This is a genomic window from Curtobacterium sp. LFS079 (assembly GCF_047977865.1).
Lineage (GTDB): Bacteria > Actinomycetota > Actinomycetes > Actinomycetales > Micrococcaceae > Arthrobacter.
Window position 1 is genome coordinate 33,989 of record NZ_JBFPFO010000015.1, and the last position, 19,748, is coordinate 53,736.

The window sequence follows — 19,748 nt, forward strand, 5'->3', positions numbered from 1 at the left end:
TAGCCGCCACCCGGCCCGCCACGGAAGGATTGCCATGAGCCACGACGCCGCTACCGCAGCAAGCATCGCCTCCTATATCGACCACACCCTCCTCAAACCCGAGGCGAGCGAGGCCGAAGTCCACCAAGTCTGTGCCGAAGCCGTCGAATACGGTTTCAAGTCCGTCTGCGTGAACCCGATCTGGGTCAAAACGGTTTCCAAGGCCCTCAGGGGCTCCGGCGTACTCACCTGCGCCGTAGTGGGCTTCCCGCTCGGCGCCACGCCCAGCGACGTCAAGGCCTTCGAGGCACGCGGCGCGGTGCTGGACGGTGCCGAAGAAATCGACATGGTGATCGACATCGCGGCCGCCCGGGCAAATGACAAGGGCGCGCTGGTGGATGACATCACCGCCGTCGCGGAGGCCGTGCACGCCGGTGAGGCGATCCTGAAGGTCATTATCGAAACGGCGCTGCTGAGCGATGCGCAGAAGGTGCTGGCCTGCGAGGCCGCAATGGAAGCCGGGGCCGACTTCGTGAAGACCTCCACCGGATTCAATGGCGGAGGCGCCACCGTGGAAGACGTGGCCCTGATGCGCAAGACCGTCGGCCCGGACATCGGCGTCAAGGCCTCGGGCGGAGTGCGTTCCCTCGCCGACGCACGGGCTATGATTGCTGCTGGTGCAACACGTATTGGCGCGAGCTCCGGAATTGCCATCGTCAAGGGTGAACAGGGTTCATCCGCCTACTGACCGGCCCGGCAGCCGCCATGGAATTTGAGCCCCGAGGGGCCGAGGAGGAAAGAATGTCCCAGCACGCTGGCAGCAAGCCCATCGAAAAAGAGAACAACCTGGCACAGAGCCTTGTCCTGTTCCTGGTCAGCATCGCCCTGTTCCTCGGCGCCATCTACTCGCTGTCCTTCCTGACGCTGGACAACGCTTGGCCGATGGCCGTCTGCCTGGGTCTGTTCGCCCTGGCCTTCTGGATTCCGCAGACCATCCTGGGCCGCTCCGACTCGGCCGGCGAGCACTAAGACATAGGCGAGCACTAAGACATAGGCGAGCAGTAAGACACAAACGTAGCAAGGCCCGGGCAGGTTGCCCGGGCCTTGCTGTTTAACCGGACATTCCGGTTGATGGCGTCTTCTTGGAATTTTCCGAAATAAGCCCCGAGAATTCGGGGAAAAGCACAATTTCCCTGAAATCGCGCATCGCCTTTCGCACGTCATCACTTTCCACGCTTTCCCACATCTTCCTTCCTCGTCCGGACAAGTTTTTTGTCCCGCCGGCGGGTTCGTTCCCGACAAGATTCCGGCAGCTACTTGCTTCCGGATTCACCGCGTGCCGCGCTGCGCCCGCGCCGCCCGGCCTTTGCCTGCCTGGATTCCGGGCACCTGCGCCCGCCCGCGCCGCCGGCGGGCCCGCCTGATCGTTTCGGCATTAGGTCCGCCTAACTGAGTACACGGGTCAGGTAATCACTATTTGCCCCATAAAAAGTCGAGTACAGCCAACCATTGATGGCAAATTCATGGCATGCCAACCTATGTTCATCGACTGGCTGGGCAGTCAATACAGAAACGCATTACGGAAACAGTTTTGCCATTCTGCGGACCCCTTGTGCCGGTTTAGGAAAACAACACAATTCAGGGAGTCTCAAAATGCGCAAAATGACAGCAAAAGGGAAGATCTTCGCCACGGCGGCCGCAGTTGCCCTCGTAACCGCCGGCGGTGGAGCGGCCTATGCCTACTGGACAACCACGGGCAGTGGTTCCGGACAGGCAGTGAACTCGGCCGGTGGCGGCACCGTGACCCTTCACGCAAACTTCGCACCGGGCGTGGCCCCCGGCGGCTCAGTGGCAGTGACTTACACCGCCGACAACGCAAGCTCCACGACGGACACCAAGGTGGGGGCGTTGACCGTGGATTCCATCACCACCAGCGACGTCAACTGCTTGCCCGCATGGTTCAGCGCAGACGCCAACACGGGCAACGCGACCGTGCTGCACAATTCCACCGGCACCACCGTGGGAACCGGCACCTTGACGTTCGCGAACGACGCCGCCAACCAGGACGCTTGCAAGAGCGCCACCGTGACGATCCACGTTTCCAGCATCTAGTCGAATCGGGTTGGTGGGCTTCGGCCCACCAACTTCGATGACAGCGACCCGTTACCGCCGACTAGAAAGGCACGAGGGTGCAAAACTATCCAGGAGTGTTCCGCTCAGCGCGGCACGGTGCTCGTTCGACCATCGGCGCACTGCTTACAGTCGTGCTCCTCATGCTGGTGTCTGCAAGCTCGCTCTTCGCAGGAAGCGGCAACGGCGGGACCAAGACGATCACCCTCGCTTTGAGTCCGAACACGCGGACCGTCCAGCCAGGCGAATCGGCCGGCTACAACGTCACGGTCAAGTCGCCGGACGGATACACGGGAAGTGTCTCGCTCTCTGTCGCCGGCCTGCCAGGCAACACGTCTGCGGCATTCTCCCCTGCCACCGTCACCCTTGCCTCGGGCTCCTCCGGGTCGAACCTGACGGTGACCACCACGGCCGCCACACCCGAGGGAACCTTCAACCTCAGCCTCAAGGGAACCGGCGGAACCATCCAGTCCGCCGTCGTCACCGTTCAACTGACGGTCGCAGCAGGCAAGCGCGCCTTCACGGTCTCCGGAAGCCCCGCCACGCCCCTGTCCCCGGGCTCTTCCACGTCCATTGACCTTCAACTGAACAACCCGAACAACGGGAGCCTGGCTGTCACCAACCTGACAGTGTCCATCGCCGGCATAACCCGCACACCCCAGGCCATCGCCAAGAACCTGCCGTGCACCACGGCGGACTATGAGCTGACCCAGTTCAGCGGCAGCTATCCGTTCACCGCGGTTCCGGGCACCTCATCGCTCTCGGGAAACGGCATCCTCCAGGCTAAATGGCCGCGGATCAGGATGCTGAATACCTCCACCAACCAGGACGGTTGCAAAGGCGCAACCATCCAGCTTGCATACTCCGGAACCGGACAGGGTAACTGACATGAAGCCGACTCGATGGTTGAAGACCGGCCCGCTCCTCGCAGCCAAGGCCGTGGCCACGTCCGCCGTATTGCTCATGGTGATGGGGGTAGGGACGGCCTACGCATACTGGTCCACGATTGGGATCGGAAGCGGCTCCGCGGCCAACGGCACCATGCAAACGGTGTTGGTGGATGCCTTTGTCAGCGGTGATTCGCCGGCAACCTCGCTCGTCCCTGGAGGCACTGCGGATGTGATCCTCCGGGCCACCAACCCGAACGGCTTCGCGGTGCAGGTATACAGCGTCACGGCCAACGGGCAGGCTACCGCCGATGCCTCGCACGCCCTGTGCACCACCACCGGCGTCACCTTCAACCCGCCCGCCGCGCCATTGAGCCCCGCGGTTGTCGTACCGCCGAATTCCTCGGTCCTGATCACCCTCCCTGGCGCCGCGTCGATGTCCGCAGCCTCGCAATCTGCGTGCCAGGGCTCCGTATTCCGGCTTCCAGTGACGATGGCGGTGCGCAAATGAGCAAGCCCATGCACCGCGCAAGCAGTGGAAATGCCCCGACGCTCCGGCGCCGCATCGTGTGGACGGTCTCGGCCATCCTGTTCATCACCTGGGGCGCCCCGGCGGCCAACGCCTTCTGGCAGACAGTGAGCAGCAGCAATTTTGCAGCGGCCAAGGCAGATGCGCTGCCGCAGGGCGGCACTCCGGCAGCTTCGCCGGCCGGCGCCAACGTCAGCGTCAGCTGGGCGGCCGTAACGACGCCGGGCGCGCACGCCGTGGCGGGCTACACGATTGCCCGCTACGCCTCCCCCACCGGCGGCACCAAGATCGACGCCGGCGGCGGCTGCGCCGGGACTGTCAGCGGCCTGGCCTGCACGGAGCAAAACGTGCCCGACGGCACCTGGTATTACACCGCCACCCCGGTCATCGCACTGTGGACCGGCACGGCCAGCGCGCGGAGCGCAGGCGTGACCGTTGACGTCACGGCTCCGACCGTCTCCGTGACCTCGATTTCCCCGGCACCGAACGGGGCAGGCTTCAACAACTCCACCCCGGTCACTGTCAACCTGGGTGCGGTGGACAACCCTGGTGGTACAGGCGTTGCGGCCATCAAGTACTCCGTGGACGGCGGCAGCACGGTTGTCATCAACGCGGCCACGGCAGCCGTGAATGTCAGCGGCAACGGCACGCACACGGTGTCCTTCTTCGCCACGGATGTCCGCGGCAACTCGGGCGCACCGCAAACGCAGACCATCCGCATCGACACACTGGCCCCCGCTCCCCCAGCGGTCTCCGCACCTACGTACGTGAACATCGCCAATGTGGCCAACGTTCCAGTCACCGGCACGGCAGAAGCAGGAGCCTCCGTGGTCCTCACCGTCACCGATTCCGGGGCGCACACGGTCACCCAGACCGTCAGCGCCAACGGATCCGGCAACTGGAGCACCGCCGGGCTGAACCTGACATCGCTGACCACTGACGGACCCCTGAGCTACAGTGCGGTCGCCAGGGACGCAGCAGGGAACACCGGCCAGCCGGGCACCGCAACGTCCACCAAGGACGTCGCCGCACCCACCGTCAGCTCCATCAGCCTCGCGAACAGCGGAGGAACCGGACAACAAGGCCGTGCCAGCACCGGAGATACGCTCACCATGGTTTACTCCGCAGACACGGCCGCCAGTACCCTTTGCAGTTCCTGGAGCAACGGTGCAGCCACCGCGTCGGCCACGGGAACGGCAAGCATCAGTGCCGATGACACCTTGACGTTCGTCAGCACAAGCTGTTCCACGCCGGCCATCGGAGGCGTGAAGCTGATCGCCAACTACAACAGCAACGCCAGCACAGCCCGTACCTACGCCGCCACGGTTTCCTGGACCAAGTCCACCGGGACCCTGGTCCTCACCCTCAACGACGGCGGCAGCGGCGGTACCCGAGGGGACGATTCCACACTTGTCGCCCCCGTCTACACCCCCGCGCCAGGCGTCGCTGACACCGCCGGAAACCCGATGACCGGAACGTTCACGGCGGGCACGCAGTCCGGATTCTAGGACCCGGGTGCTGGGACCCGGATTCTAGGACCCGGCAAGCATCGCCGTGAGGAAGGACATTACGGCCGGCCAGCGGGCATGTAACAAGGCCCAGGCCGCGCCGCAGATCCCCACCATGGCGTACCCGCTGACCGGGATCAGGAGCAACCATTCGCGGCGCGAACCGGCTTTGCCCAGCAGCGGAATGGACAGCGCACCGTTGGCCCTCCAGATTCCGCTGACCAGGGGAAGCTTCCGCCAGAACTTCGGCGGCTTGATCACAATCGGCCACAGTAGCGGCACTCCCCCGGTGGTGATCATGTCGCCCACGATGTGCACCACGACGCCGGTCAGCATGGACAGCGGCAGCCAGGCCCACTGCTGCGGAGCGAACCAGGTGACCAGCCCGGCCGCGGCCAGCGCGAAGACCCAGTTGGCCAGCCAGCCGTGCTCCGGGAAAAGCTTCAGCGCCTTGGCCGCCAGGTTGATCATGAACATGCACAGCAGCCCGGCACCCACGGAGAGCCTGCCCACCGGGGTGTCCAGCTGGAACTGCGCCGCCATGCCCGCCAGCAGCACGAACGCCGCAGCGCCCAGCAGCGAGTGCGTTCCCTGCCGGTGCCCGCCGCTGGCCTTTTCGATCCCGACGGCGATCAGCCGCGAGAGCGGCGGCAGCGAGTGGGCGATGGTGCTCGAGCGGTGGTCCCAGTCGCACACCAGCGCCGTTCCCGCCGTCGTGAGCGCCCCGATCAGGATCCCGGTGGAATCCAGCGGATACCAGCCCAGGGCATACGGGCCGGTCGAGGCAACAGCGATCCACGCCGCGGCTCCTGACGCGGCGTGATGTCCTCCCATCATGCGTTCAGCCAGCCTTTACGGGTTCGTCCGCGAAGATCGCGGTGATGACCGTGTTGGCCCAGTTCAGGATCTCGGCGTCCTGCAGGTCCCGGCCGCCGATCTTGGCGGTCTTGGGCTTGGGGATCAGCACGGAGTCCAGCGCAGGCTTCACCTGGGAGCCCGGGTACATGCGGTTCAGGCGCATCACCCTGGACTCGGGCAGGTTCGCCGGGGAGAAGCGGATGAAGTTGCCCTGGAGCGCGACGTCGGACAGCCCGGTTTCGCGGGCCGTGACCCTGAAGCGCGCCACGGCGATGAGGTTCTGCACGGGCAGCGGCGGCTCGCCATAGCGGTCCACGAGTTCGGCCAGGACCTCGTCGATGGCCTCGTTCGTGACGGCGGCAGCGAGCTTCCGGTAGGCCTCCAGGCGCAGTCGTTCCCCGGGCACGTAGTCGTGCGGCAGGTGGGCGTTGACCGGCAGCTCGATCTTCATGTCGGCGGCCTTTTCCTCGGCCTCGCCGCGGTATTCGGCCACGGCTTCGCCCACCAGTCGGATGTAGAGATCGAAGCCGACACCCTGGATGTGGCCGGACTGTTCGCCGCCCAACAGGTTACCGGCGCCGCGGATCTCCAGGTCCTTCATGGCCAGCTGCATGCCCGCGCCGAGCTCGTTGTGGGTTGCCACGGCCTTGAGCCGCTCCAGCGCCACTTCGCCCAGCGGCTTCTCCGAGGGGTACAGGAAGTAGGCGTAGGCGCGTTCCCGGCCACGGCCCACACGGCCGCGCAGCTGGTGCAGCTGCGACAGGCCGTACTTGTCCGCGCCGTCCACGATCAGGGTGTTGGCGTTGGAGATGTCCAGGCCGGTTTCGATGATGGTGGTGCAGACCAGCACGTCGAAGCGCTTTTCCCAGAAGTCCACAATGATTTTCTCGAGCCGGCTCTCGGACATCTGCCCGTGCGCCACCTCAACCCGGGCTTCCGGGACGAGTTCGCGGATCTGCGCGGCCATCCGTTCGATCGAGGACACCCGGTTGTGCACAAAGAACACCTGGCCCTCGCGCATCAGTTCGCGCCGGATCGCGGCAGAGGTCTGCTTGTCCGTGTACGGGCCCACGTAGGTCAGCACCGGGTGGCGTTCCTCCGGCGGCGTAGCCAGGGTGGAGGTTTCGCGGATCCCGGTCAGGGACATCTCCAGGGTGCGCGGGATCGGGGTGGCGGACATGGCCAGCACGTCCACGTTGGTGCGCATCTTCTTGAGCGCTTCCTTGTGTTCGACGCCGAAGCGCTGCTCTTCGTCGACGATCACCAGGCCGAGGTCCTTGAATTCGAAATCCTTGGACAGCAGGCGGTGCGTACCGATCACCACATCGACGGCGCCGCTCTTCACGCCCTCCGCCGTTTCCTTCGCCTCCTTGGAGCCCTGGAAGCGGGACAGCGGCTTGACCCGCAGCGGGAAGCCGGAGAAGCGCTCGGTGAAGGTCTCGTAGTGCTGCTGGGCCAGCAGGGTGGTGGGCACCAGCACAGCCACCTGCTTGCCGTCCTGCACGGCCTTGAAGGCGGCACGGACGGCGATCTCGGTCTTGCCGTAGCCGACGTCGCCGGACACCAGGCGGTCCATGGGGATCTCCCGTTCCATGTCCGCCTTGACCTCGTTGATGGTGGTCAGCTGGTCCGGGGTCTCCACGTAGGGGAAGGCCTCTTCGAGCTCGCGCTGCCACGGAGTGTCCGGGCTGAAGGCGTAGCCCCGCGAGGCCATGCGGGCCGAGTAGAGGCGGATCAGTTCACCGGCGATTTCCTTGACGGCCTTGCGGGCCTTGGACTTGGTGCTGGCCCAGTCGGCGCCGCCCATCTTGCTCAGTACCGGCGTGTCACCGCCGACGTAGCGTGTCACCTGGTCCAGCTGGTCCGTGGGCACGAAGAGCCGGTCCCCGGGGGCGCCGCGTTTGGAGGAAGCGTATTCCAGTACAAGGTACTCGCGGACACCCTCAGAATCCTTTGCGCCCCCGATCACTTTTCGCTGGATGAGCTCGACGAACTTGCCGATGCCATGCTGTTCGTGGACCACGAAGTCGCCGGCGTGCAGCTGCAGGGGGTCGACGGCGTTGCGCCGCTTGGAGGGCATCCGCCGCATGTCCTTCGTGGACGCTGCCGAGGACCGCCCCAGCAGGTCCGCTTCGGTGAGCAGCCCGAGCTTGAGCCCGTCGAGAACGAAGCCGCGTCCGACGGCGGCCGTGGTCACCTCGATGATTCCCGGCTGCGGCTCCTCGGCCAGGGTGTCCACCCGCGCGCAGGGAATGCCGGCGTCGTGGAAGAGCTCGGCCAGGCGCTGGGCCGGGCCGGGACCGTCCGTGGCCACCACGATCCGCCACTGGTCCCGGACATGGGAGCCGATGAAATCGAGCATTTCCGCAACGTCGCCCTGGTAGCCGCGGGGCTCCCGGGCGTGCAGGTTCAGCACGTCGATATCCAGCACCAGGTCCTCGTCCGTGGCGAGGGAGGTGATGGACCACCAGGAGACCTCATGGGCCAGCGCGGCGCTGCGGGTGTCCGTCAGCGAACGGAAACTGGCCGCATGGAGGTCCGTGGCCGCCTGCCCGGCCAGATCAAGGGGCGCGGCACCGCCGTCGGACGCCGTGGACCACGCGGCCTCAAGGAATTCCTCGTTCGTGGCCGCGAGGTCGTGGGCACGGGTGCGGACCTTCTCGGGTTCGATCACGACGGCGATCGAGCCGGCGGGGAGCTGCTCCACGAACGGCACCATGGCATCCACCAGCACCGGGGCCAGGGACTCCATGCCCTCGACGGCGATGCCCCCGGCGATCTTCTCCAGCATGTCCGCCGCGGCGGGCATCTGCGGTTTCAGGGTGGCGGCGCGGGACATCACGGAGGGGGTGATGAGGATTTCGCGGCAGGGCGGCGCATACAGTTCGGTGGGGTGCTTGATGGTGCCGGAGAGGGAGGTCAGCGAGCGCTGGTCGGCGACGGCGAACCAGCGCATCTGCTCCACCTCGTCACCGAAGAACTCGATGCGCACGGGGTGGTCTTCGGTGGGCGGGAACACGTCCAGGATGCCGCCACGGACGGCGAATTCGCCGCGGTGCGTGACCATGTCCACCCGCGAGTAGGCGGCGTCGGCGAGGCTGCGCACCAGCTCCGTGAACGGCACCTCTTGTCCCACTTTGACCGTGACGGGAACCAGGTCCCCGAGGCCCGCCACCACGGGCTGCACCACGGCACGCACTGGAGCGATCACCACACGCAGCGGCGACGCGGCTTCCGTGTGGGCGGCGATCTCCGGGTGGGCCAGCCGGCGCAGCACGGACAGCCGCCGGCCGACGGTGTCCGAGCGCGGAGACAACCGCTCGTGCGGCAGGGTCTCCCAGCTCGGGAACGCCGCGACGGATTCTTCCGGAAGGTAGGAAGCGAGGGCCGCTGCCAGGTCCTCGGCCTCGCGTCCGGTGGCGGTGACGGCCAGCACTACCGGAGTGCCGCCGTCGGGAACGCCACCTCCGGCCGGTGCCTGGGACGCCAGGCCGTCCGCCATTTCGGCAAGCAGGGCGGCACGAAGGCCGGCCGGGGCGCTGATCTGGTAGTCCTCACTGCGGCCGGCGAAGCCCCGCGCAGCTTCCGGGCGGACCCTGGCGAAACCGGCGTCTTCGCCGAGGACGCGCCGCAACCCGTCGAGGGATTCGCCCGCGACGGCGCCGGCCTGCGCCGTTGACTGACCTGCCGTGGACTGGCCTTTGGGGCTCATGAATGGCGCTCCTGGGGTGGGGAAAGCAACACGAAAGCCCGAAATTCTGCAGAACCCCGGGGACTTTCCTAGCCTACCCCGCCCACCCCGTAGGATGTTTGGGAGCCTCAGAAGCTCTCAACCGACATACCCATGGAGGACCCCCATGCCCCTGGCCGCATCCACCACCCTGCCGCACAGCGTTGACCGCGTTGCCGCTGTCTTCGTGAACGAAGAATTCCTCAAGCACACCAGCGAACTCGTTGGCGGCACCCTCGAATCCTTCAACGTCGAAGGCGACCCCGCGGGCGCATTCAGCACGGTCACGGTCCGCACCCTGCCCACCACCCGCCTGCCCGAGATCGCGCGCAAGTTCGTCGGCGAGAGCCTCACCGTCACCCAGACCGAACAGTGGGCAGCCCCGGCCGCGGACGGTTCGCGCAGCAGCACCATCGCCCTGAAGATTGCCGGAGCTCCCTTGGACGTCACCGCCGCGCAGCGCCTGGTTGCGGACGGCCCCAGCACCCGGATCGAACTCGAAGGCGCCGTGACCTCGTCCGTTCCGTTCCTGGGCGGCAAGATCGCCGACGCCGCCGAGCCCATGGTCGGCAAGGCCCTGAACATCCAGTCGCAGCAGGCCCAGGCCTGGCTCGAAAGCCACTAGCATGCACCTCCCCGCAATCCTCGGCTGGGTGCTGGTGGTTGCCGGCGTCTGGTCCCTGGCGGTGTGGCCGCAGTTCCTCAAGCGCGTCATGAAGGACCCTCGCGCCCGGGACGCGGCCGGCAAGCCCACCAGGTTCCTCACCGTGCACGTCGTACTGGTGAGCATCTCCATGGTGCTGGGTCTCGCGACGGCGGCGATCGGCGTCGCAGGCCTGCTCGGCTGACGCTTCCCCCGCCTGCGGCGGACAACCCGGCGCACCTGTCCCACCCGGTAGGATGGAACACAGGTGCGCCGGGAAGTCTGGTCGGCAACGATTTTGCCGACCCTCCCGCAAAAGGAGCCGCATGAGCCCGCACCCGACTTCCCCGCAATCCCCCGTACGCCGGGTGTTCGCCCGCGCCAGCTTCCCCGAATACCAGCGGGTCCTGGCGATCCTGCGGACCGAAACCGTGGGCGGAGCCTTGCTGCTCGCCGCCACCGTTGCCGCCCTGCTGTGGGCCAACTCGCCGTGGGCCAGCGGCTACTTCGCGCTCCGGGACGTCAAGCTCGGCTACGCCCCCTGGCACCTCGAACTGAGCGTCGGCCATTGGGCATCAGACGGCCTGCTGGCGGTGTTCTTCTTCATCGCCGGGCTAGAACTCAAGCGCGAATTCGTTTCCGGCGAGCTACGCAACCCCGCGAAGGCCGTGGTCCCGGTGGCCGCCGCCGTGGGCGGAGTGGCCCTCCCGGCACTCATTTACGTACTTTTCAACCTGGGTTCCGGCGCGGAAACGCTGAAGGGCTGGGCCATCCCCACCGCCACGGACATCGCCTTTGCCCTGGCCGTGCTCGCGGTCATCAACACGCACCTTCCGGCCGCGTTGCGCACTTTCCTGCTGACGCTCGCCGTGGTCGATGACCTGATCGCGATCGGGATCATCGCCTTCTTCTACTCCACCGGGCTCCAGCCCCTCATGTTGCTCGCCGCCCTGGTCCCGCTGGCCGCGTTCACCTTCCTGGTCCAGAAGCGTGTCCGTTCCTGGTACCTGCTGCTACCCCTGGCCGCGGCCACCTGGGCATTCGTCCATGCCTCGGGAATCCACGCCACGGTGGCCGGCGTGCTGCTCGGCTTCGCCGTTCCGGTCCTTTCCTCCGGCAGGAAGGGCGAACCCGAACACGGACTGGCGGAGAGCTTCGAGCACCGCCTCCGCCCCTTCTCCGCCGGCTTCGCCGTCCCGGTGTTCGCCTTCTTCTCCGCCGGGGTGGCCCTGGGCGGCGCCGCCGGGTTGCGGGTCGCCTTCACTGATCCCGTGGCCCTGGGCATCGTCGTGGCCCTCGTCGCGGGCAAGACCCTCGGGATCTTCGGCACCACCTTCGTCCTGACCAAGTCCACCCGTGCCCGCCTGGACAGCAGCCTCGCCTGGATCGACGTGGCCGGCCTGTCGCTGCTCGCCGGTGTCGGTTTCACGGTCTCCCTGCTGATCGCCGAACTCAGCTTCGGCCCCTCCTCCGCGCACAACGACCACGCCAAGGTGGCCATCCTGGCGGGTTCCCTCTGTGCGGCGGTGCTTGCCGCCGTCGTGCTCAGGGTCCGCAACCGGCACTACCGGAAGGTGGAGCTGGAAGAACAGCGCGACGACGACGGCGACGGCGTCCCTGACGTTTTCGCCGCCCCGGAAGGCGCGGCCTGAGGCAGCGGCCGGGAAAGCACGGACCCGAATGGGCCCGTGCCTTCCCCCCACCTCAGTTGCCTGTGAGAGTTATCGGCCTTGCCACTGGGTGGGGATGTACCACCCAAGATACGGAGCACCAGGCCAACTCTGGCCAACGATCTTGATCGAACCGGCAGTGGTGACATATCGCCCATCACCCAGGCTGATCATGACGTGACCGTAATACCCATTGATTGCCGCGGCACTGTAGAAGACAATCGCACCTTTCGGCGGAGTCCCGTTGGTGCTCACCTGTCCACGGACGGCGTTGTAGTGGGCAACTGCCGAGGCGTACTTTCCGGACACCCCGTAGGCGTTTTCGACGAAGCGCTCACACCAGCCGTCCCATCCTGTCGCTCCCACCATGCTCTGTGCCCAGGCCGCAGCTCGATCCGCCTTCGTGGACGTCGGCGGCGGGGCCGAGGCACACGCTGCAGTGACCGGGTTGCTGGTACCCGTGTAAACATAGGCGTCACTGATCCAGCCACCACCCACTACTTGGTACCAGATCGATGATGCACCGTAGCGACCGGTCAGGCGCTGTCCGTAGGCATAGCAGCCAAGTGGCAGCACGCTTCCAGCAGCCACGACCCGGATCGGTGCACGATACGTGCTGGGCTCCGGTCGGATATTGACATCGCCAACACCGCTACCGGTCGTGATGACTTTCGCCGTCTTGCACGCCGGAGTCACAGCATTGCTTGTCCCCGTGTAAACGTAGGCGTCGCTGATCCAGCCTCCGCCATCGACGGCGTACCACATGGACGATGCTCCGTACCTTCCGGTGAGACTCTGACCGTAGGTATGGCAGTTAATCCCGATTGAACTTCCTGCCGGGACAGTACGATAAATGACCGAGGAAGTGTTTGTGCTTTGGCGGATATTGACATTGCCGACGCCACTTCCCGTCGTGATGACTTTTGCGGTGTAGACCCCGGCATAAGCCGGGACGGCAGTGACGGCGGCAGTTGCCAGGCCGGCGGCTGCAATTGCCAGGCCAGCCGCCGACGACGCAATCCTGTGGATCATCTTGGCTTTGGTCTGCCTTCTGAATTTCTTCCTTGTTGGGTCCATTGGATGCCCCCGCTTTCTCCTGATGTGAGTTAGGAGAGGAGCCGAACGATGACGTCTTGGCTCAACTCAAGTTCAGAGGAGCATGGTTTTCGTCCGGCCGGGTCCGGAAAGGTTCAGGACGGAATCTCCGGACATCCATTCCACCTTCGTCATAGTTGTGCAAGCCCAGCAACCGGCCTTCCTGGTTGCCTTATGATCAGCCTGTTGCAGACACTTGCGCACCCCGGAGTGAGGATTCCAGTGACCGATCAGCCCATCACAGATCAAGACACGGCCGAAGCGTTTGCTGCGGATCTAAGGCAGCTGAGGCAGAGCTTCGGCACACCGGCTTTCAAGTCCCTCGAACGGGCCACCGGCATTTCCAAATCCACGCTCTCTGAGGCCCTCAAGGGCGACAAACTACCAACCGAGTCGACGGTCCACGGACTCGTGAGCCACTTCGGAGAAGACCCCCGGCCCTGGTGTGAACGGCGCGAGCGGATCCAACGGTCCAAGACTCCTGCCGAGACGGTGACAGCGTCGAAACCCGCCAATGGAAAGCCCGGCATCCCGACGATTTCGGTCCGCAAAGCAGTTATGCTCGCGACCATCACGTCATTGATCGTCGGAATTCTTTCATCGGTCATGACGGGCATTTTGGTTGCCAACCAGGCCCAAACTACCCACACCAACGCCAATACCGGCGCTCCAAGCGAGGCAGCACAAGCACTTCCAGTTGGAAAGACGGGCGACAACATCTTTGATTCGAAGTGCGTCAACGACGGAAAGATCATCGCAAGCGAAGAGCGCGCGGAGAAATCCCAGATTCAGATTCTCATGTCCAACCGCTGCAATTCACTGTGGGCCCGTGTCACGCGATACGACGGCAAAGCATACGGAAACACTATGGCTATTCGTATCTACGACAAGAATGAGCCAAATGGTCCCCTCACCCAGCAAGTAGATGCGAAGGATGTGCAGACAATCCTGACGACGATGATCGTCCAGAAGAGTGTGGCTGACCAGTTCTGCGCTGTCGCCAGCTACACGTCCGGCAGCCGCAACGTGGATCTGGGACTACCCATATGTGTCTAGCCCTAAGGCCGGGGCCCCGTCGCCTGCCCCAGTGCGTCCTCCGCCGCCACCCAGGACAACATTGCGCACTTGACCCTGGCCACGTAGCGGGCCACGCCTTCGAACGCGGCGGCGTCGCCCAGCACCTCAGGGTCGGCGGCGATCTTGCCGCGGGAACGCAGCATCTCCCGGAAAACGTCGATCAACTTCCGCAGTTCCTCCGGGTCCGTGCCTTCGGCGAGATCCGTGAGCACCGAGGCGGAGGCCATGGAAATGGAGCAGCCGTCGCCGTCCCAGCGGAGTTGGCTGACCTTGCCGTCGGCGACGGCGAGCCGCACCGTGATCTCGTCCCCGCAGGTGGGATTGAGCTGGTGTGATTCGCCGCAGCTGGCCCCGGCCGGCGGCTGTTCGGATGCCAGGCCTTCGCCGTGGCGGAGCTTCGAGTGGTCCAGGATGATCTGCTGGTAAAGGGCGTCAAGACTCATGTTTTTCCTTGTGGTCCGAAAGGGCGTCAGACCCGGAAGTAGGAACGCACGCCGGCCACGGCTTCCAGGAGGGCGTCGACGTCGTCGGTGGTGTTGTAGAGGTAGGTGCTGGCGCGCGTGGTGGCCGTCAGCCCGAGCCTGCGGTGCAGCGGCTGGGCGCAGTGGTGGCCGACACGCACGGCGATGCCGAGGTCGTCAAGGTACTGTCCGACGTCGTGGGCGTGCACGCCGTCGACGTCGAACGCTGCCAGCCCGATCCGCTCCCGGCCCGCAGCCGGGCCGAGCACGCGGATGCCGGGAATGGCGCTGAGCCCGCTGACCAGGCGCTGGCCGAGGACCATTTCCCATTCGTGGATCCGGGCGATGCCGGTCTCCTTCAGGTAGTTCGCGGCCGAGGCCAGGGCGATGGCCTGGGAGATGCGCTGGGTGCCGGCCTCGAAGCGCTGCGGCGCGGGCAGGAAAGCGGCCTTCTCCATGGTGACGGTGGTGATCATGGAGCCGCCCGTAAGGAACGGCGGCATGGCGTTGAGGTGCCCGGCCTTGCCGTAGAGGGCTCCGATGCCGGTGGGCGCGAGCATCTTGTGGCCGGAGAGCACGGCGAAGTCCACGTCCAGGGCCTTGACGTCCAAGGGCATGTGCGGCGCGGACTGGCAGGCATCCAACACCACCAGGGCGCCGTGTTCCCGGGCCAGGCCGACCAGCTCGGCCACGGGGTTGATGGTGCCCAGCACGTTTGAAGCGTGGGTGAAAGCGAGCACGCGGGTGCGGGGGCCGACGATCCGGGCGGCCTCCTCCAGTTCCAAGGCTCCCGCGTCGTCTACCGGGATGTAGCGCAGGGTGGCGCCCGTGCGCATGGCGAGCTGCTGCCACGGAATGAGGTTGGCGTGGTGCTCCATCTCGGTCACCACGATCTCGTCCCCCTCGCCCAGGGCGAAGCGCGCGGATTCCGCAGGGGCACCGGGAAGGGAGGCGTTGAGGAAGGAGTAGCTGAGCAGGTTCAGGCCCTCGGTGGCGTTGGAGGTCCAGACCAGTTCTTCGCTCCGGGCACCGATGAAGGCCGCCACCGTCCCGCGTGCGTCTTCGAAGGCTTCGGTGGCCTCCACGGCCAGGTAGTGGGCCCCGCGGTGCACGGCAGAGTTGCGCTGTTCGTAGAACTCCTGTTCGGCTTCGATGACGCTCAGCGGGTTCTGCGAGGTGGCGCCGGAATCCAGGTAGATGAGGTCCCGGCCGTTGACCTGCTGGTGCAGGATCGGGAAGTCGTTGCGGATGCGCCGCACCTCATCGTTGTCGAGGGTTGCTGCCGAATGGAGCAGATGTGTGGGGATGGCAACCATGGCGTACTCCTGGGTGGACCTGTAGGGCATGCGGCGCTGCCCGCGCTCCGGAGGAGCTGCTCCGGAAGAGCTGCTCCCCAAGAACCTGGGTCAATTACGTCACACTGACTGGTCCTAATTATCCCATGTCCCGGGCAGCACCCGGTCACGGCCCTCCGGGCGGCGCTCCGTGACCGTCAAACGCCAGCCGTCCATGATCCCGCGGACCGCCGCGCCGAGCGGTCCGAACGGGTGAAGAAACTGCCGGCGCCCGCCCCGCAGCAGAATCTCCCAGCTTGCCTCGAGGGACGCCATCTTCCAGCGCCGCAGATCGGAATCGTCCAGGTTCCGCGCCGCAAACAGGAAACGGTTCCTGATGTTGTAGTAGTAATACGTGCGGGACTTGGCTCTACGCGCGTACGCCCTGGTGTTCTTCTCCTGGGTTCCGCCCTCGTCGTGTACCGCCCGGGCATCCGTCAGCGTCACGATTTCGCCGCCGGCCAAGCGGACCCGGTGGGACAAATCCACGTCCTCCCAGTAGAGGAAATACCCTTCGTCGAATCCGCCCACACGGTCCCACAGTTGCAGATTCAGCATCAGGCAGGCGCCGCTCAGCCACGGCTCAAGCCGTTCAGTGCTGCCAGGAACCCGCCGCCTTCTGGATGCCGTCCTGCCGGTCTCCAGATATAAGTCGGCGCCGCCGAACCACACCGATCCGTCAGGGCGGTGCACCGTGGGGGAAACCAAGGCCAGGGGGTTCTCGTGCACGGCCTGCCAAAGCCTAAGCAGGCTGACCCGGTCGATGCTGGCATCGGGATTAAGCAGAAGGCAACAGCCCGCCCCCAGCTTCCTGGCCTGCTCGACGCCTACATTGACACCCTTGCCGAAGCCCAGGTTGGTGTCCGGCTCAATGAGGCTCCAATTGTTTGCTGCGGCCAGCCTGGCAACCGCGTCGCGCTCTGACTTCGAGGTGAAGTTATCAACGACAACCACCATCGCCTCCGGTGAGTGCCCCGCCACAGCCAGGAGGTTCTTGACGAGCAGCCCGTGCGAGCCGTAGTTGACGACAATAAGGGCCAAGTCCGCCAACGGCCGGCCGAGGCGGTTCATCCGGCCCGTCCTTTCCCCGTGAGCCACGTGGCACGTTCGACGCTTCCGGATTCAAGGGCCTTGGAGAGCGAGCAACCCTGCAGGCCACGCTGCGCAAAACCTTCGAGGACCAGCCGGGTCAGGCGACCCCGGTCAAAGTCCGGCTCCGGACCGTCGTCGGCGCCGTCGCCCGCATTGGCAAAGCCGTCGTGTGCGAGGAGAATCGTGCCCGCCCGCGGATCTTCGGTGGCCTTTATCACCCTTTCGGACTGCGATACGTGCCGGGAGTCCCACATGGTGCGCGTCCACATCACCGGCTCCAGCCCGGCCGACCTGATGGCGAGCCAGTTGGACGGAGTCTGTGCTCCGTAAGGCGGACGCATCCAGCGGACGCGCCGGCCGGCCAGATCTTCCAGTTCGGCCTTCGCCTGCGCAGTCCGCCGGGCGACGACGGCGAACGGCAACGCCGGAAGGCGCCGGTGGTCAACGCCATGCAGGGCCAGCTCGTGGCCGCCCATGAGGACCTCTTCAAGCAAGCTGCGGTAAACGCGGGCACGCGTCAGGAGAACGAAAAACGTTGCCGATGCGCCCCGCTCACGCAACGCCTCCAGGACGGCCGCCGTCCCGCGGGGGTCAGGTCCGTCGTCGTACGTCAGCACGACGTGCGGGAGGGAAGTCCGGACCCCGACCACCGATCCTGCGATCCCGCTTTTTCGGACCGCCGCTTTCAAGCCGTGCCCAAGCTGCCTCACCGCGTCCCGGCCCCCTGTCCGCCAGTCCGCGCCAGAAGACGGGTGAATCGCTCGGACCATGACCCGGAGCGGCCGTATTCCAAGTACGCGATCCCGAGGGCACCGGCGAGCATGCCCGCGCCCCGAAGTACCGAACGCAACCCCCGCGCCTCGTGCCGTTGGGAACGCGCGGCCAGGCCCAGCACGTAGCGGCCGCCGCCGCCCGCGATCCGCAGGAGCCCCTGTGCGATGAACCGCAAGCGGACGATGAGGGCCTGCGGAAAACCCGAAGCCATCTGCAAATCCACCAACGCCAGTGAGTTTCCATGGCTCCACGATCTGGCGAGCACCCACCGGCGTGTGGTGCGGATGCCCGGCACATAGTCCGTCGTGACGGACTCGTCGCACCAGACGATCGTGCAGCCGGCCCTGCGGAGCTGCCGGCTGAAGAGCGTGTCCTCTGCTCCCGTCAGGCCGAAATCCGCATTGAAACGGACGCCGGATTCCCTGACCTGGCGCATGTCCAGCAGAAGGTTCCCGGCCGCCGCAACCTCGATGGGGGTTCCCGTCTTCATCCTCCTCCGGACGAAGAACCTGCCGGCGGAAATCCATGGATCCGGCATGGACTCAAATTCCGACACGACCCGGCCCATCACGGCGGCGGCACCTGTCTCCTCCCAGGTCTCGACCAAGGGCACCAGCCATTGCTCCTGGGGCCGCTCGTCGTCATCAATGAACACCAGGAGGTCCGCGCCGGACGCCTCGTCCAAAGCACGGTTCCGGCCCGCCGATATTCCGGGTTCCGGCTCCACCACATAACCGACCAGCCCGGGATCGAACATCCGGACGGTGTCCCGGGCACTCGCCGCAGGATCGTTGTCGACGACGAGGATCCTCGCCGTGAATGCGGGATTCGCATTGAGGCCGGCCACGTGGCGGAGGATCACAGGCAGTCCCAACCGCAGTTCCTCAGGCCGCTTGTACGTCAGGACGGCCACTACAAGCCTTAGGTCGCGCATCCGGCTTCACCTCTTCGCAGTCTGTGCCAGTGCGATGGCCTCCCGGTAGGCCTGCACGTGCGCCTCTGAACCATGCGTCCAGTCCCTCGAAAGAAACGTCGGGCTCCGGGACGGTGCTCCTTCCCTGAGCGAGCGGAGGGCCCGCACTATGTGTTCCGCAGTGATCTCGCCCTCAAAGGTGAAGACCCATCCGGGTCCCACCTCCTCTCCCAGCCTGCGGTTGACGGGGTTTTCCGGCACCAGGACCGGCCGGCCCAAGGAAAGCGCGGTCAGGATGGCGCCGGAGTTGTGCATGAACCGGTACGGCAGGACTATCAGCTCCGATGAAGTCATCAGCTTGACCAGTTGCTCGTCCGGGATGAACTCCAACTGCAGCCGGATCCGTGGATCCGGTGCTGCGAGCTGGACGATGGATTGACTCAGCTCCGGGGAGGATGGATTGCCGGCCAGATGGAGCACCAGCCCCTCCATCAGGGGCTCCGTCCCACGGAATGCAGTCAGCAAGCCTTCGACACCCTTGTACCTGCGGATGAGTCCGACGTAGGCAAGATGGCCCGGCAAGGGCCTTTCCGGGAGGTAAGGCGAGAACCATTTCCGGTAGTCACCGTGAGGGATCAACAGATGTGGAGCTTCGGCCGCTACCGGGGTTTCGGTATTCAGGGTGATCCTGAACTTCGTCTGCCGGTCAATGGTCCGCAGCAGAACCCTTTCCCGGAGGGTGATGCCCTCCGGGAGGTTCAGGTTATGCACCGTCCTGACGATCGGAGTTCCTTTCCAGCCCAGCCGGAGCAGCAACCCCACTGTGAGGACCTGGCGGACTGCCTTCCTCATGGGGGTCCGGCCGTCCACCAGGATCTCCGGCCAATGAACATGGAACACGTCGTAATCCGCACGGAGGGCGTTCCGCCAGCTGAAGTTCAGCACCTCCACTCCGGGCACATCGCGCAGGCCCTCCTGGAGCATCACGAGGTATGGATTCGTGGTGGGACGCGGCACCGGGAAGGATTGCAGGACCGTCAGCTTTCTCATGTTCACCCCCTCAGGAGT

General features: G+C 65.6%; 19 protein-coding genes. 10 read left to right on the plus strand and 9 right to left on the minus strand.

From position 1 onward, the window contains the following. Positions 1–34: 34 nt before the first annotated feature. The 6 genes from deoC (at position 35) to ACNQPB_RS18210 (ending at position 5,033) form a co-directional block, all read left to right on the plus strand. Positions 35–727 carry a deoxyribose-phosphate aldolase gene (gene deoC / locus ACNQPB_RS18185; RefSeq protein WP_498753823.1) on the plus strand — a complete coding sequence of 231 codons (693 nt, stop codon included), beginning with the start codon at positions 35–37 and terminating at the stop codon, positions 725–727. A gap of 53 nt (positions 728–780) precedes the next feature. Next, positions 781–1,008: a hypothetical protein gene (locus ACNQPB_RS18190; RefSeq protein ID WP_498753824.1), complete on the plus strand. Its 228-nt coding sequence runs from the start codon at positions 781–783 to the stop codon at positions 1,006–1,008. Between the two features lie 633 nt (positions 1,009–1,641). After that, complete coding sequence (locus tag ACNQPB_RS18195) at positions 1,642–2,091, plus strand: hypothetical protein (RefSeq protein WP_498753825.1); 450 nt, start codon at positions 1,642–1,644, stop codon at positions 2,089–2,091. 95 nt (positions 2,092–2,186) lie between these two features. Next, positions 2,187–2,996: a COG1470 family protein gene (locus tag ACNQPB_RS18200; protein WP_498753826.1), complete on the plus strand. Its 810-nt coding sequence runs from the start codon at positions 2,187–2,189 to the stop codon at positions 2,994–2,996. 1 nt (position 2,997) lies between these two features. Continuing rightward, the gene (locus ACNQPB_RS18205) at positions 2,998–3,507 is read left to right on the plus strand and encodes a hypothetical protein (protein WP_498753827.1); all 510 of its coding nucleotides are present in this window, start codon (positions 2,998–3,000) and stop codon (positions 3,505–3,507) included. Continuing rightward, entirely contained in the window at positions 3,504–5,033 is a 1,530-nt protein-coding gene (locus tag ACNQPB_RS18210; RefSeq protein WP_498753828.1) for an OmpL47-type beta-barrel domain-containing protein, read from the plus strand. The genes ACNQPB_RS18205 and ACNQPB_RS18210 overlap by 4 nt, the downstream gene beginning before the upstream one ends. A gap of 24 nt (positions 5,034–5,057) precedes the next feature. Here ACNQPB_RS18210 and ACNQPB_RS18215 read toward each other — a convergent pair whose 3' ends face one another. Further along, positions 5,058–5,870 (minus strand): metal-dependent hydrolase, encoded by an 813-nt coding sequence (locus ACNQPB_RS18215; RefSeq protein WP_498753829.1) that lies wholly within the window; start codon positions 5,868–5,870, stop codon positions 5,058–5,060. 4 nt (positions 5,871–5,874) lie between these two features. After that, on the minus strand, positions 5,875–9,603 hold the full coding sequence (gene mfd, locus ACNQPB_RS18220) for a transcription-repair coupling factor (protein ID WP_498753830.1): 3,729 nt from the start codon (positions 9,601–9,603) through the stop codon (positions 5,875–5,877). Between the two features lie 145 nt (positions 9,604–9,748). On the opposite strand from mfd, the gene ACNQPB_RS18225 reads away from it, so the two are divergent. From ACNQPB_RS18225 to nhaA, 3 genes are all read left to right on the plus strand, one after another. Then, on the plus strand, positions 9,749–10,246 hold the full coding sequence (locus ACNQPB_RS18225) for a DUF2505 domain-containing protein (RefSeq protein ID WP_498753831.1): 498 nt from the start codon (positions 9,749–9,751) through the stop codon (positions 10,244–10,246). A 1-nt stretch (position 10,247) separates the two neighbouring features. Continuing rightward, on the plus strand, positions 10,248–10,469 hold the full coding sequence (locus ACNQPB_RS18230; RefSeq protein WP_498753832.1) for an SCO4848 family membrane protein: 222 nt from the start codon (positions 10,248–10,250) through the stop codon (positions 10,467–10,469). Between the two features lie 121 nt (positions 10,470–10,590). Beyond that, positions 10,591–11,916 (plus strand): Na+/H+ antiporter NhaA, encoded by a 1,326-nt coding sequence (nhaA, locus tag ACNQPB_RS18235; RefSeq protein WP_498753833.1) that lies wholly within the window; start codon positions 10,591–10,593, stop codon positions 11,914–11,916. A gap of 69 nt (positions 11,917–11,985) precedes the next feature. On the opposite strand, the gene ACNQPB_RS18240 is transcribed toward nhaA, so the two are convergent. Further along, complete coding sequence (locus ACNQPB_RS18240) at positions 11,986–13,011, minus strand: hypothetical protein (protein WP_498753834.1); 1,026 nt, start codon at positions 13,009–13,011, stop codon at positions 11,986–11,988. A gap of 240 nt (positions 13,012–13,251) precedes the next feature. Between ACNQPB_RS18240 and ACNQPB_RS18245 the strand changes: the two genes are divergently transcribed. Further along, positions 13,252–14,085: a DUF2690 domain-containing protein gene (locus tag ACNQPB_RS18245; RefSeq protein WP_498753835.1), complete on the plus strand. Its 834-nt coding sequence runs from the start codon at positions 13,252–13,254 to the stop codon at positions 14,083–14,085. A gap of 2 nt (positions 14,086–14,087) precedes the next feature. Here ACNQPB_RS18245 and sufU read toward each other — a convergent pair whose 3' ends face one another. From sufU to ACNQPB_RS18275, 6 genes are all read right to left on the minus strand, one after another. After that, positions 14,088–14,549: a Fe-S cluster assembly sulfur transfer protein SufU gene (gene sufU, locus ACNQPB_RS18250; RefSeq protein WP_498753836.1), complete on the minus strand. Its 462-nt coding sequence runs from the start codon at positions 14,547–14,549 to the stop codon at positions 14,088–14,090. A gap of 26 nt (positions 14,550–14,575) precedes the next feature. Further along, on the minus strand, positions 14,576–15,883 hold the full coding sequence (locus tag ACNQPB_RS18255; RefSeq protein ID WP_498753837.1) for a SufS family cysteine desulfurase: 1,308 nt from the start codon (positions 15,881–15,883) through the stop codon (positions 14,576–14,578). Positions 15,884–15,997: 114 nt separating this feature from the next. Further along, positions 15,998–16,972 (minus strand): glycosyltransferase family 2 protein, encoded by a 975-nt coding sequence (locus tag ACNQPB_RS18260; RefSeq protein ID WP_498753838.1) that lies wholly within the window; start codon positions 16,970–16,972, stop codon positions 15,998–16,000. Further along, positions 16,969–17,643 carry a polysaccharide deacetylase family protein gene (locus tag ACNQPB_RS18265; protein ID WP_498753839.1) on the minus strand — a complete coding sequence of 225 codons (675 nt, stop codon included), beginning with the start codon at positions 17,641–17,643 and terminating at the stop codon, positions 16,969–16,971. Before ACNQPB_RS18265 ends, ACNQPB_RS18260 begins: the two co-directional genes overlap by 4 nt. Positions 17,644–17,699: 56 nt before the next feature. Beyond that, positions 17,700–18,701, minus strand: coding sequence for a glycosyltransferase family 2 protein (locus ACNQPB_RS18270; RefSeq protein WP_498753840.1), 1,002 nt, complete (start codon positions 18,699–18,701; stop codon positions 17,700–17,702). Positions 18,702–18,707: 6 nt separating this feature from the next. Then, entirely contained in the window at positions 18,708–19,730 is a 1,023-nt protein-coding gene (locus ACNQPB_RS18275) for a glycosyltransferase (RefSeq protein WP_498753841.1), read from the minus strand. Between the last annotated feature and the right edge of the window lie 18 nt (positions 19,731–19,748).

Excerpts from the sequence above, each read along its gene's own strand:
- ACNQPB_RS18275 (WP_498753841.1), bottom strand. The coding sequence starts at position 19,730 with ATGAGAAAGCTGACGGTCCTGCAATCCTTCCCGGTGCCGCGTCCCACC.
- ACNQPB_RS18260 (WP_498753838.1), bottom strand. The coding sequence starts at position 16,972 with ATGAACCGCCTCGGCCGGCCGTTGGCGGACTTGGCCCTTATTGTCGTC.
- ACNQPB_RS18190 (WP_498753824.1), top strand. The coding sequence starts at position 781 with ATGTCCCAGCACGCTGGCAGCAAGCCCATCGAAAAAGAGAACAACCTG.
- ACNQPB_RS18205 (WP_498753827.1), top strand. The coding sequence starts at position 2,998 with ATGAAGCCGACTCGATGGTTGAAGACCGGCCCGCTCCTCGCAGCCAAG.
- ACNQPB_RS18240 (WP_498753834.1), bottom strand. The coding sequence starts at position 13,011 with ATGGACCCAACAAGGAAGAAATTCAGAAGGCAGACCAAAGCCAAGATG.
- ACNQPB_RS18230 (WP_498753832.1), top strand. The coding sequence starts at position 10,248 with ATGCACCTCCCCGCAATCCTCGGCTGGGTGCTGGTGGTTGCCGGCGTC.
- deoC (WP_498753823.1), top strand. The coding sequence starts at position 35 with ATGAGCCACGACGCCGCTACCGCAGCAAGCATCGCCTCCTATATCGAC.
- ACNQPB_RS18210 (WP_498753828.1), top strand. The coding sequence starts at position 3,504 with ATGAGCAAGCCCATGCACCGCGCAAGCAGTGGAAATGCCCCGACGCTC.
- ACNQPB_RS18225 (WP_498753831.1), top strand. The coding sequence starts at position 9,749 with ATGCCCCTGGCCGCATCCACCACCCTGCCGCACAGCGTTGACCGCGTT.
- ACNQPB_RS18195 (WP_498753825.1), top strand. The coding sequence starts at position 1,642 with ATGACAGCAAAAGGGAAGATCTTCGCCACGGCGGCCGCAGTTGCCCTC.
- sufU (WP_498753836.1), bottom strand. The coding sequence starts at position 14,549 with ATGAGTCTTGACGCCCTTTACCAGCAGATCATCCTGGACCACTCGAAG.
- ACNQPB_RS18255 (WP_498753837.1), bottom strand. The coding sequence starts at position 15,883 with ATGGTTGCCATCCCCACACATCTGCTCCATTCGGCAGCAACCCTCGAC.
- ACNQPB_RS18270 (WP_498753840.1), bottom strand. The coding sequence starts at position 18,701 with ATGCGCGACCTAAGGCTTGTAGTGGCCGTCCTGACGTACAAGCGGCCT.
- nhaA (WP_498753833.1), top strand. The coding sequence starts at position 10,591 with ATGAGCCCGCACCCGACTTCCCCGCAATCCCCCGTACGCCGGGTGTTC.
- ACNQPB_RS18215 (WP_498753829.1), bottom strand. The coding sequence starts at position 5,870 with ATGATGGGAGGACATCACGCCGCGTCAGGAGCCGCGGCGTGGATCGCT.
- mfd (WP_498753830.1), bottom strand. The coding sequence starts at position 9,603 with ATGAGCCCCAAAGGCCAGTCCACGGCAGGTCAGTCAACGGCGCAGGCC.